Origin of the sequence: Streptomyces sp. NPDC021020, assembly GCF_044333285.1 — a bacterium.
GTDB lineage: Bacteria > Actinomycetota > Actinomycetes > Streptomycetales > Streptomycetaceae > Actinacidiphila.
The window spans coordinates 833,702-845,609 of the sequence record NZ_JBIRQQ010000001.1; the positions used below are offsets into that span (position 1 = coordinate 833,702).

The window sequence follows — 11,908 nt, forward strand, 5'->3', positions numbered from 1 at the left end:
TATGGTTGCCCTTGCACAAGGAGCACCTTGATCATCTGATCCGCACTGCCCTCGAAGGACAGCGATGCCCGCACGGAAGAAGTCCCGCCGCGTACGCTTCATCGTGATCGCGCTCGTGCTGCTGCTGATGGCCGGCGTCGGCTTCGCGTCCTACTGGAGCGTGAGCACGGTGCGGGCCTCGTTCCCGCAGACGACCGGCTCGCTCAAGCTGGCGGGGCTGTCCGCGCCTGTCGACGTCGAGCGCGACGCGTACGGCATCCCGCAGATCTACGCAGACACGCCTGAGGACCTCTTCCGGGCGCAGGGGTACGTGCAGGCGCAGGACCGCTTCTACGAGATGGACGTGCGCAGGCACCTCACGTCCGGGCGGCTGTCCGAGATGTTCGGCAAGGGGCAGGTCGAGACGGATGCGTTCCTGCGCACGCTCGACTGGCGCGGCGTTGCACAGAAGGAGTACGACACCCAGCTCGACGCCGCTACGAAGGCGTACCTGCGTGCTTACAGCGACGGTGTCAACGCCTACCTCAAGGACCACAGCGGTGCGGCTCTGTCCGTCGAGTATGCGGCGCTGAAGTTCAGCAACGGCTACAAGCCGCAGCCGTGGACCCCCGTCGACTCGGTGGCGTGGCTCAAAGCGATGGCGTGGGATCTCCGCAGCAACATGCAGGACGAGATCGACCGTGCGCTCATGACGAGCCGGCTCAGTCAGGCGCAGATCAAGCAGCTCTACCCCGCGTATCCCTACGACCGTAATCAGCCCATCGTCGACGCCGGGTCCGTCGATTCCACGACGAAGGTGTACTCCCCGGCCGGGACGTCCTCCGGCCCGCAGTCGCTCAACAACACCGTCGACAGCCAGCTCGCCGGCATCTCGCAGATAATCGATCAGATGCCCGCGCTTCTCGGCCCGAACGGCAGCGGCATCGGCTCCAACTCGTGGGTCGTGTCCGGAGCCTTCACGACGACGGGCAAACCGATGCTGGCGAACGACCCGCACCTGGCGCCGCAGTTGCCGTCACTCTGGTACCAGATGGGCCTGCACTGCCGCACGGTCAGCAGCGCTTGCCCGTACGACGTGGCGGGTTACACGTTCTCCGGCATGCCTGGTGTGATAATCGGGCACAACAAGGATATTGCGTGGGGAATGACCAACCTGGGCGCGGACGTCACCGACCTCTATCTGGAGAAGGTGACCGCGACCACCTACCTGCGGGACGGCAAGCAGGTGCCGTTCACCATGCGCCACGAGGAGATCAAGGTCGCAGGCGGCAAGAGCCGCGAGATCACGGTGCGGGAGACGACGAACGGACCGCTGATCTCCGACCGTAGTGACGAGATCCGCGAGGTCGGGCAGACCGCGCCGGTCGACAACCCGCCAGGCGGAGTGAACTCCGGGTACGCAGTCGCTCTCAACTGGACGGCGCTCAAGCCCTCGAAAACGATGGACGCGGTCTTCAAGCTCGACCGCGCGACCGACTTCGAACAGTTCCGCGCCGCGGCCAAGGACTTCGCGGTGCCGTCACAGAACCTGATCTACGCGGACAGCAAGGGCGCGCACGGCCACATCGGCTACCAGGCGCCTGGCCAGGTGCCGATCCGCGCCGACGGTGACGACGGCACCTACCCGGTGCCCGGTTGGGACTCGCACTACGACTGGAAGGGAACCATCCCCTTCCAGGCGATGCCGTACGAGTACGACCCTGAGCGCGGCTACATCGTGACGGCCAACCAAGCGGTTATCGATCAGAGCAAGTATCCGTACATGCTCACCCAGGACTGGGGGTACGGTACGCGCAGCCAGCGCATCAACGACCTCATCGCATCCAAGGTCAAGGACAACGGAAAGATCTCCATGGACGACATGCAGTCCATGCAGAGCGACAACAGCAGCGAGATCGCCAAGGTACTGGTGCCGTACCTTCTCAAAGTCGATATAACGGGTGACAAGAACAGTTACGTGCGCAATGCGCAGAAACTGCTCGAAGGCTGGGACTACAACCAGGACGCCGACTCCGCTGCGGCGGCGTACTTCAACGCGGTGTGGCGCAACGTCCTCAAGCTCGCCTTCGGCAACAAACTGCCGAAGGAGCTGCGTCCCGAGGGACAGTGCCTGAGGGTTCCCCCCGTCGGGGAGACCGGTCCGGTCGACAACCTCGACGGCAAGGGCATCCCCACGGTCCAGGAGTGCGGCGAGCGTGACCCTTCCGAGGCGCAGCCGGACGGCAGTGACCGCTGGTCCGAGGTGGTTCTCGACATCCTCCCCGACGCGACGAATTCCTGGTGGACCATGTCCACCACCGCCTTCTACGGCGTCGACACCGACAAGGCGCACCACAGTACCCGCGACCAGTTGCTCGCGCAGGCCATGAAGGACGCCCGCTACGAACTCACCGCCAAGCTGGGCAAGGACATAGACACCTGGAGCTGGGGCCGGCTGCACAAGCTGGAGCTGAAGAACCAGACCCTCGGTACCGACGGTCCCGGCGTGATCAAGTGGCTGCTCAACCGCGGCCCCTGGCAGCTCAGCGGCGGCGAGGCGGCGGTGGACGCGACCGGGTGGAACGCGGCGGGCGGCTACGACGTCATCTGGGTGCCGTCGATGCGGATGATCGTCAACCTCCAGGATCTCGACAAGTCCCGGTGGATCAACCTGACGGGCGCATCAGGGCATGCCTACAACGCTCATTACACCGACCAGACCGACAAGTGGGCAGCCAACGAACTCCTGCCGTGGTACTTCTCCGACGAACCGGTGAAGAAGGCGACCAAGGCGACGTTGGTGCTCACTCCCTGATCCGCGGCAATATGCCGAGCCAATGATGTGCCCGGCCCGACGGCGTCCCTGCCTCGGGCGGGGACGTCAGGCACCGAAGCGGCGGATACCCGCGGGGGTGAGGGCGGCGTCCACGGCCCCGTCGTGCGTTTCGGCCGGGACCGTGTCCATGACCTCGTGCGGGTAGAGCACCACCACCAGGGCAGGCCGGGCGCCCGCTTGTTCGATGCGGCTCAGTGCGCGGTCGTACGAACCGCCGCCGCGACCGAGGCGGATTCCGCGGGCGTCCACCGCCAGTCCTGGCAGCAGGACCGCCTGGACGGCGGTGACGGCTTGGGGACCCAGCCGCGGGCCGGTGGGCTCGAACAGGCCCCGTGGAGTGCGTTCCAGGGCCTCCTGGCCGCCGTACTCGGCCCAGTCCAGATCGTTGTCGGGCAACAGGACGGGCAGCAGCACCCGTACCCCGGCTTCCAGAAGGGTTTCGAGGAGGGGACCGGTGCCGGGTTCGGAGCCTATGGAGACGTAGGCGGCCACGGTTTTGCTGTACATGCACTCAGGCAGCCCGCGTACCGTCACCGCGAGGGCCCGGGCCGCGGCTTCGCGCTCCTGAGCTGACATTCCGCGTCGTGCGCGCAGCAGCCGTGCCCGAAGCTGCGCCTTGTCGGCCTTGACCGCATCCATGTTCTCCATATCCGCTGTATATCAGCAGCTATGAACCGTTTCTTCATCTTCTACACATTCACGAACGCTATGGTGCACCGCATGACTCACTCACGCGCCCGGATCGGCAAAGCCGTCATCCCCGCGGCGGGCCTCGGTACACGCTTCCTTCCGGCGACCAAGGCGACGCCCAAGGAGATGCTCCCCGTGGTGGACAAGCCGGCCATCCAATACGTGGTCGAAGAAGCCGTCGCGGCGGATCTGTCCGATGTGCTGATGATCACCGGTCGCAACAAGCGTCCTCTCGAAGACCACTTCGACCGGAACTATGAGCTGGAGGAGGCGCTCACCCGCAAGGGTGACGATGGGCGGCTCGCCCGGGTGCGCGAATCCAGCGACCTGGCCACCATGCACTACGTGCGGCAGGGCGATCCGAAGGGGCTCGGACATGCCGTGCTGTGCGCGGAACCGCATGTGGGGGACCAGCCGTTCGCGGTCCTGCTCGGCGACGACCTGATCGATCCGCGCGACCCGTTGCTCTCCCGCATGATCGACGTGCAGGGACGGTTCGGAGGCAGCGTGATCGCGCTCATGGAAGTGGCGCCCGAGCAGATCCACCTCTACGGTGCCGCGGCCATAAAGCCCACGGACGAGGACGACGTCGTGCGCGTCACCGATCTTGTGGAGAAGCCGGACGCCGGCCAGGCGCCGTCGAATTTTGCCATCATCGGCCGCTACGTCCTGGACCCCGCCGTCTTCGACGCCGTCAGGAAGACCGAACCCGGTCGCAACGGTGAGATCCAGCTGACCGACGCGTTGCGCGAGCTCTCCCACCGGGACGACGACGGCGGGCCCGTGCACGGCGTCGTGTTCACCGGCCGCCGCTACGACACCGGTGATCGCGGCGACTATCTGCGAGCGATTGTCCGACTGGCATGCGAACGTGAAGACCTGGGACCCGAGTTCCGGAACTGGCTGCGTACGTATGTCACCGAGGAGATGCAAGAGTGAGTCACGGCGCCGAGCGCGTATGGTCCGTCACCGAGCACCTGGACAGCATCCTGGGGCAGTTGGCCCCGTTGGAGGCCATCGAGCTGCAACTGCTCGACGCCCAGGGGTGCGTCCTGGTCGAGGACGTCACCGTGCCCATGGCGCTGCCGCCCTTCGACAACAGCTCCATGGACGGTTATGCGGTACGCGTTGCCGACACCCGGGCCGCGTCCTCCGGACACCCTGCCGTCCTCGAGGTCGTCGGGGACATTGCCGCCGGCAGCGGCGAGCCGCCCACGGTCGGAGCCGGGCAGGCAGCCCGCATCATGACCGGCGCGCCGCTTCCGCCGGGCGCCGAGGCAGTCGTCCCGGTCGAGTGGACGGACGGTGGCACCGGGGGCGGACCGGCCACCACCATGACTGCGCACAGCCTCGACCTCGGACGGGCAGGCGGCGAGGTACGGGTGCACCGGGGACCGTCCCGCGGCCAGTTCATCCGCACCCGTGGCAGCGACGTCGCCGCGGGGGAACTGGCACTTGCCGCCGGCACCGTCCTCGGGCCGCCACAGATCGCCCTGCTGGCCGCTGTCGGCCGTGCCAGTGTCACCGTCCGGCCTCGGCCGCGCGTTGTCGTGGTGTCCACCGGCAGCGAACTGGTTCAGCCGGGGGACACGCTCGGCCCCGGCCGTATCCACGACTCCAACAGTTTCGCTCTCACTGCAGCAGCCCGGGCCGCGGGCGCAATCGCCTATCGCGTCGGTGCGGTCGTCGACGAGGTCGAGACGCTGCGGGCCACCATCGAGGACCAGCTCGTCCGCGCCGACATCATCGTCACCACCGGAGGGGTGAGCGTCGGCGCGTACGACGTCGTGAAAGAGGCGCTGTCCTCGCTCGGCGGCGCAATGTACGGCGCCGACGACCAGGCCGCCGGAGACAACGGGCACGTCGAGTTCCGCAAGCTCGCCATGCAGCCGGGCAAGCCGCAGGGCTTCGGCCGTATCGGCCCCGCACGGATCCCGCTGCTGGCCCTTCCCGGCAATCCCGTCAGCGCCTATGTGTCCTTCGAGCTGTTCGTCCGCCCCGCCATCCGCACTCTGATGGGCGTCGGTCCGGTGCACCGCGACGTCGTACGGGCAGCGTGCGTAACGGCTATCGATAGTTCACCGGAAGGGCGGCGGCAGTTCCTGAGGGGACGTTACGACCCCGCGTCGCGCAGTGTGACGCCGGTCGGGGGGGCCGGCTCCCACCTGGTTGCGGCGCTCGCGAACGCCGATGCGCTGATCGTCGTCCCCGAAGAAGTCACGTCGCTGGAGGCCGGCGCGGACGTCGACGTCATCGTGCTGGACTAGCGAGCGGGTCGGCACGCCCAGGGCCCCCGGGCATGGACGGACGGCTGCCGGTACGGTGTCTGCCCTAGAGACCGCATCGGGAGAACGATGAGCAGCGCTCGGCACCATCTCACCCACCTCGACGAGGCAGGCTCGGCTCGCATGGTCGACGTCTCCGCCAAGGACGTGACGTCCCGCACCGCCCGCGCCACCGGTCGCGTCCTGGTCGGCCCCGAAGTCGTGCGGCTGCTGCGCGGCGCCGGAGTGCCCAAGGGCGACGCCATTGCCACGGCCCGCATCGCGGGCATCATGGGCGCCAAGCGGACCCCCGACCTGATTCCGCTGTGCCACCCCCTGGCGGTGTCGGGCGTCACCGTGGACCTGGTGGTCGCCGACGACGCAGTGGAGATCACCGCTGCGGTGAGGACCACCGACCGGACAGGTGTGGAGATGGAAGCACTGACCGCCGTCAGCGTGGCCGCGCTCACTGTGGTCGACATGGTGAAGGCCGTGGACAAGTCCGCGGTCATCACCGACGTGCGCGTCGAGGAGAAGACCGGCGGTAAGTCCGGCGACTGGCACCGGTCATGAGCAGCGCCGCAGCTCCTATGCGAGCGTTCACCATCACCGCGTCCAACCGGGCGGCTTCCGGCGTGTACGAGGACCGCAGCGGGCCGGTGGCCGCCGCCGCACTTCGGGAGGCCGGGTTCACTGTCGACGGCCCGCAGGTCGTCCCGGACGGTGAACCCGTCGCGCAGGCGCTGAGGTCGGCGGTCGACGCCGGGTACGACGTGGTGGTCACCACGGGGGGAACCGGTATCTCGCCGTCGGACCGCACGCCTGAGGCGACCCGGCAACTGCTCGACTACGAGATCCCGGGTATTGCCGAGGCGATTCGTGCCGCGGGTCGGGAAAAGGTGCCCTCCGCGGTGCTCTCGCGCGGTGTCGCCGGTGTCGCGGGGCGCACACTGGTGGTGAACCTTCCCGGGTCGACCGGCGGCGTCAAGGACGGGTTCACCGTGCTCGCCCCGCTTCTGGCGCACGCAGTTGATCAGATCCGGGGCGGCGATCATCCGACTTCCGCACCGCCGGAAACCTCAGCCCCTGGGAGACCGAGCTGAACGGGGTCTGGCCGACGGAACTGGCGGACGGTGACATCACCCTCCGCCCCATCAGGATGCGCGACCAGCGCGCATGGCGGGAGGTCAACCGGCGCAACCGCGACTGGCTGCGCCCGTGGGAGGCCACGGTGCCTCCGGCGCCGCCCGGCCACATCGCCCAACGGCCCACCTATCGACAGATGGTGCGGCATCTGCGCAGCGAAGCGGGCGCCGGCCGCATGCTGCCGTTCGTCATCGATTATCAAGGGCGTCTCGCCGGTCAACTCACCGTTGCGGGCATCACCTGGGGCTCCATGTGCTCGGCGCACATCGGCTACTGGGTGGACGAAGCCGTCGCCGGCCGGGGTGTGATGCCGACGTCGGTCGCGCTGGCAGTGGACCACTGCTTCCGCCGGGTCGGACTGCACCGCGTGGAGGTGTGCATTCGCCCCGAGAACGGACCCAGCCGCCGCGTCGCGGAAAAGCTCGGCTTCCGCGAGGAGGGGCTGCGCCCCCGCTATCTGCATATCGACGGCGGCTGGCGCGACCACCTCGTCTACGCGCTGACCGCAGAGGAGGTGCCCGAAGGGCTCCTCAACCGCTGGCACCGGGTAAGACCCGCGGCGCCCCAGAAATAGGACAAGCGTTCGATCGAGAAGCTCGACGCAAAAAATTCTCGGCTTATCAGCCAGATCGTGCGACACACCGGGCCAAATTCCGTATGGCGTGTCTCGATTCCCCCTACCGTGTAACGCGTGAGCAGTAGCGGCCTCATCTACGCAGTCATCGTCGGGGCCTGGGCTGCCTACCTGGTGCCGATGTGGCTCCGTAGGCAGGACGAGCTCAACGAAGCGCGTCCGACGGAACGCTTCAGCACCGCCATCCGGCTGCTGTCCGGGCGGGCGGCGATGGAGCGGCGCGTCGCCAAGGCGCGAGGCGAGCGCGTCGAGCCCGGTGCCGACGACGTCGAGGGCGACCTCGACCCCGCAGACGCCGCGGACGTGGTCGACGTCCGCGGCCTTGCCGTACCTGCGACCGAGGTGCGCCCCGCTACCGGGGCTGCCCGTCCGGCCGGAACCGCCACCACGCGACCTGACGCCCGGGCCAAGGTCCTGGCGCGCCGCCGCCGTACGACCACGCTGCTCTTCCTCGCCTTCACCGTTGCAGCCGTCGCCGCGGCAGTGGGCGGCATCGCGCTGCTGTGGGCGCCGGCCGTCCCCGCGGTCCTGCTCACCGTGTACATCGGACAGATGCGCCGCCAGGAGCGCCGTCGCTACGAGGTGCGGCTCGACCAGCGCCAGGCCGCCGAGGCTGCGCGCAGGCTGCGTGCCCGGCCCGACCGCTCCCGCCCGGAGCGGCCGCGCGCGGAACTGCCCGCCGCGCCCGTCAAGGAAGCCGCGTCGCCGTCGCCCGCACCCGTCCCCGCGCCCTCGCCGCGTACCGCCGACCGCCGTGCCCTCGTCGAGCAGACCGACCACGCCGAGTGGGTCGACCAGCAGCGCGCCCAGCAGGCGGCCGACGACGGCTGGGAGCCCGTACCCGTGCCGCTGCCGACCTACGTCACCGCCCCGGTCGCCCCGCGCACCACCGGAGGTGTCGACCTCGGCGCGCCCGACACCTGGAGTTCGGCACGTTCCGGTACGACGCCGCCGTCGGCGTCCGGCGAGCCTGCCGCGCCCCCGGCCGCCGCGCCCGGCCGCCCGCGCCCGCGTACCGCCCGCACTCCGCTCTTCGACCAGTACGCCGACCCCGACCGGCCGCGCGCGGCGAACGAGTAGGCCTTCCCGCCAGCCCGTATTGCGTTAACGAGCACCCTCGTGGAGATGCTAGAGTTTTCCTCGTTGCAAGGGCCTGTGGCGCAGTCCGGTAGCGCACCTCGTTCGCATCGAGGGGGTCAGGGGTTCGAATCCCCTCAGGTCCACAACACTGCTGTTCTCGAGTCCGCTCGGGAATGGCTGGCAGGATCCCGCTGATCATGATGATCGGGCGGGATTTTGTCGTTTCCGGGGAGGATGGTCGACCGTACCGGAGCGCGGAGCGGTGGTCGTGGAAGGGCCGTTGTCAGAGCCGGCTGCCATTCTGTGCGGCATGGACACCGACAGGTTCTGGCAGCTCGTCGAACTGGCTCGCCGTCAGGGCGCCGCCTCTGCCGACCCCGCAGACGCCGAGGGGGCGGCCAAGGAGGCCATCGCGCTGCTCGCGGCGCACAGCCCACAGGAGATCGTCAGGGCCCAGCAGATCCTCTGGGACCTGCTGGCCGACGCCTACCGGGCGCCGTTGTGGGCCGCCGCCTACCTGATCAACGGCGGTTGCTCGGACGACGGCTTTGCATACTTCCGCGGCTGGCTCATAGCCCAGGGCCGCGCCGTCTTCGAGCGGGCCGTTTCCGACCCGGACGCGTTGGCGGACCACCCCGCCGTCCGCGCCGCCGCCGAGGGCGGCAGCGATCTGGAGGGCGAGGACTTCCTCGCCGTCCCTCACGGCGCCTACCGGAAGGCAACCGGTCGCGACCTGCCTCCGGACTCGTTCACCGTCAATTACCCCGGTCTCGACCCCGCCTGGAATTTCAGCTTCGACGACCGTGCGAAGGTCGCCCCGCGGCTGCCTCGCCTTGACGCGCTGTTCGCAGCCTGACGGCGCACTCGCGGGCGCCGCGCATGCGCGCCATCGGCGTGGATAACCGCGCCCTCCGAGCCCGGAGTGTGTGGTAACCCTGGCGGGTGATGTCCGCCCCCGCGCTTCCCGTGCTGATCGTCGTCAGCGGTCCGCCCGGAGCCGGCAAGACCACCCTCGCCCACGAGCTCGCACGGGTCGTCGGCTGCCCGGCGATCTGCCGGGACGAGATCAAGGAGGGGATGGCGCACGCGGCGCCGAACCTCGTGCACGGCCCACAGGACGAGCTGGCCGTGCGCGCGCTGCCGACATTCTTCGGCGTACTGGAGCTGCTGCTGAGGGCGGGCGTGACGACCGTGGCGGAGGCGGCCTTCCAGGACCGGCTGTGGCGGCCCGGTCTGGAGCCGCTGGGGACGTTGGCCGAGATCCGTGTCGTGCACTGCGTGGTGGACGCCGGGACCGCGCTGGAGCGGAGGCGGCGGCGTCTGGCGGAGAACCCGCTGCGCAGGGTGCACGACGACGCCGCGCACCACGACGCCGGGGTGCATGCGCGGAGCCACGAGGGTTTCCGGCGAGTGGCCCTGGACGCTCCCTGGATCGAGGTGGACACCACGGCGGGGTACGACCCCGGCCTCGCGGAGATCGCCGCGTTCGCCGCTGACGTACGGTCAACCGACCGCTGGACCGGGCATGTGCGCGGTGACCCGAACGTGTGACGTGCGTTACGCGGTCCCACGGAAATTTTCCGACGGCCCCAAGAGCTTGAGTTTTCAAGATCTTACGAGGGAGTCGATATGTCGGCAGACGCACGACCGGTCGCCGCTGCGGTGTCCGCCCCGTTGCCGCGCGCGGCGGTCCGTACGAAGGTGCGCGTTCCGTTGCGGTTTCCCGACGGGTGGGAGACGACGGCGGACGTCTTCACCTTCACCGGTCTGGCGGACGGCAAGGAGCACCTGGCGCTCGGAATCGGCGACTACGCGAACGCGCCCGTGCCGCTGGTGCGCCCGCACTCGGAATGCCTCACGGGCGACGTCTTCGGCTCGCGGCGCTGCGACTGCGGCCCGCAGTTGCGCGAGGCGGTGGAGCGGATCGGCGAGCACGGCGGCTATCTGCTCTATCTGCGGCAGGAGGGCCGCGGTATCGGCCTGTACGCCAAGCTGGACGCCTACGCGCTGCAGGACGGCGGGCTCGACACGTACGAGGCGAACCTCGCACTGGGGCGGGGCGAGGACGAGCGGGACTACACGGCCGCGGCGCAGATCCTGACCGCGCTCGGGGTGAGCCGCATCCGCCTGCTGAGCAACAACCCCGACAAGGCGCGGCAGCTGGTGGCGCTCGGCGCGGAGGTGGTCGAGCAGGTGCCGACCGGCGTGCACATGTCCGACGCCAACGTCCGCTACCTGCGGGCGAAGGTCGAGCACACCGGTCACACGCTGGCGCTTCCGGCCTGACCCTTCCCGTGCGATGCCTGCGGGTGGCGTGCCGTACGGCTGCGCAATATGCGCGCCCGGTTCTGCGGCTGCGCAGTATGCGCCGGGGAAGGTGTCTGGTGCGGTGGTGCGGGGTTCCCGTTCGGCGAGTGATACGACCCACGATCGAAACGGTGGCGTTTCGATCGCGGGTCGTCTACGCTCTAGGTGTACGACATCGTTTCGATGGGGGATGGGCGAAGGTGTCCACGCCCTGCTGGACGAGGCCGTACGCTATGGCCGCCCAACCACTGCATTCGGAGGAGAGGACATGACGGCTCAGGCGTCTGCCGGGCGTCGTACGCGCCTGACCCCCGAACGCGAGCGGGAGCTGTTCGAGGCGGTCGTCGAGCTGTTGCGCGAGGTCGGATACGAGGCGCTCACCATGGACGCCGTCGCCGCCCGCACGCGGTCGAGCAAGGCCACCCTCTACCGCCAGTGGAAGGGCAAGCCGGAACTGGTCGCCACCGCGCTGAGGATCATCAAGCCGGTGTCGCCCGCGGACATCGACACCGGATCGATGGCTGGTGACCTGCACGAACTCGTGCGGTGCCACGACGTGGACGACTCCAAGCGCGACCAGGAACTCATGCGTGGCCTGGCACACGCGGCGTTTCGCAACGAGGATCTCTTCACGGCCCTGCGCGAGCAGCTCATCGAGCCGGAGCTGGACAGCTTCCGTGCTCTGGTCCAGCGCGCCGTCGACCGCGGCGAGCTGTCGGCCGACAACCCGGCGCGCGACTTCATCCCGCACATGCTGTTCGGGAGTGCGCTGGCGCGTCCCATCCTCGAGGGAATCGACGCCGATCCCGAGTTCAGCCACAGATACATCGACGCCGTGGTCATCCCCGCCCTCGGACTGTCACAAGACTCCTGATCCCATAGCCGTACCGAGTGAACCGACCTCGTAGGAGCAGGTCACCGCTTCGGTGACGTATGCCTCGGCGCCATCGATAGTCGCCCGGGTCGCTCGTC

Annotated in this window: 12 protein-coding genes and 1 tRNA gene; 12 read left to right on the forward strand and 1 reads right to left on the reverse strand. The window is 68.8% G+C overall.

The window, feature by feature from the left end:
• Positions 1 to 64 precede the first annotated feature (64 nt).
• Complete coding sequence (locus ACH4SL_RS03685; RefSeq protein ID WP_398441723.1) at positions 65 to 2,794, forward strand: penicillin acylase family protein; 2,730 nt, start codon at positions 65 to 67, stop codon at positions 2,792 to 2,794.
• A 66-nt stretch (positions 2,795 to 2,860) separates the two neighbouring features.
• Here the strand turns inward: ACH4SL_RS03685 and ACH4SL_RS03690 are convergent, their stop codons facing one another.
• Positions 2,861 to 3,454, reverse strand: a complete 594-nt coding sequence (locus ACH4SL_RS03690; protein WP_398441724.1) for a 5-formyltetrahydrofolate cyclo-ligase — start codon at positions 3,452 to 3,454, stop codon at positions 2,861 to 2,863.
• A gap of 81 nt (positions 3,455 to 3,535) precedes the next feature.
• On the opposite strand from ACH4SL_RS03690, the gene galU reads away from it, so the two are divergent.
• From galU to ACH4SL_RS03745, 11 genes are all read left to right on the forward strand, one after another.
• Complete coding sequence (gene galU, locus ACH4SL_RS03695; RefSeq protein WP_398441895.1) at positions 3,536 to 4,444, forward strand: UTP--glucose-1-phosphate uridylyltransferase GalU; 909 nt, start codon at positions 3,536 to 3,538, stop codon at positions 4,442 to 4,444.
• Entirely contained in the window at positions 4,441 to 5,772 is a 1,332-nt protein-coding gene (gene glp, locus ACH4SL_RS03700) for a gephyrin-like molybdotransferase Glp (RefSeq protein WP_398441725.1), read from the forward strand. The genes galU and glp overlap by 4 nt, the downstream gene beginning before the upstream one ends.
• Positions 5,773 to 5,859: 87 nt before the next feature.
• Positions 5,860 to 6,342 carry a cyclic pyranopterin monophosphate synthase MoaC gene (gene moaC / locus ACH4SL_RS03705; protein ID WP_398441727.1) on the forward strand — a complete coding sequence of 161 codons (483 nt, stop codon included), beginning with the start codon at positions 5,860 to 5,862 and terminating at the stop codon, positions 6,340 to 6,342.
• The gene (locus tag ACH4SL_RS03710) at positions 6,339 to 6,872 is read left to right on the forward strand and encodes a molybdenum cofactor biosynthesis protein B (RefSeq protein WP_398441728.1); all 534 of its coding nucleotides are present in this window, start codon (positions 6,339 to 6,341) and stop codon (positions 6,870 to 6,872) included. Before moaC ends, ACH4SL_RS03710 begins: the two co-directional genes overlap by 4 nt.
• Positions 6,869 to 7,489, forward strand: a complete 621-nt coding sequence (locus ACH4SL_RS03715) for a GNAT family N-acetyltransferase (RefSeq protein WP_398441896.1) — start codon at positions 6,869 to 6,871, stop codon at positions 7,487 to 7,489. Before ACH4SL_RS03710 ends, ACH4SL_RS03715 begins: the two co-directional genes overlap by 4 nt.
• A gap of 117 nt (positions 7,490 to 7,606) precedes the next feature.
• Complete coding sequence (locus tag ACH4SL_RS03720; RefSeq protein ID WP_398441729.1) at positions 7,607 to 8,629, forward strand: hypothetical protein; 1,023 nt, start codon at positions 7,607 to 7,609, stop codon at positions 8,627 to 8,629.
• 69 nt (positions 8,630 to 8,698) lie between these two features.
• Positions 8,699 to 8,772: transfer RNA gene (locus tag ACH4SL_RS03725), tRNA-Ala, on the forward strand.
• A 167-nt stretch (positions 8,773 to 8,939) separates the two neighbouring features.
• Positions 8,940 to 9,485 carry a DUF4240 domain-containing protein gene (locus ACH4SL_RS03730; RefSeq protein ID WP_398441730.1) on the forward strand — a complete coding sequence of 182 codons (546 nt, stop codon included), beginning with the start codon at positions 8,940 to 8,942 and terminating at the stop codon, positions 9,483 to 9,485.
• 89 nt (positions 9,486 to 9,574) lie between these two features.
• On the forward strand, positions 9,575 to 10,180 hold the full coding sequence (locus ACH4SL_RS03735) for an AAA family ATPase (protein WP_398441731.1): 606 nt from the start codon (positions 9,575 to 9,577) through the stop codon (positions 10,178 to 10,180).
• A gap of 78 nt (positions 10,181 to 10,258) precedes the next feature.
• Entirely contained in the window at positions 10,259 to 10,915 is a 657-nt protein-coding gene (gene ribA / locus ACH4SL_RS03740; protein WP_398441732.1) for a GTP cyclohydrolase II, read from the forward strand.
• A gap of 289 nt (positions 10,916 to 11,204) precedes the next feature.
• Positions 11,205 to 11,810: a TetR/AcrR family transcriptional regulator gene (locus tag ACH4SL_RS03745; RefSeq protein WP_398441733.1), complete on the forward strand. Its 606-nt coding sequence runs from the start codon at positions 11,205 to 11,207 to the stop codon at positions 11,808 to 11,810.
• Positions 11,811 to 11,908 lie beyond the last annotated feature (98 nt).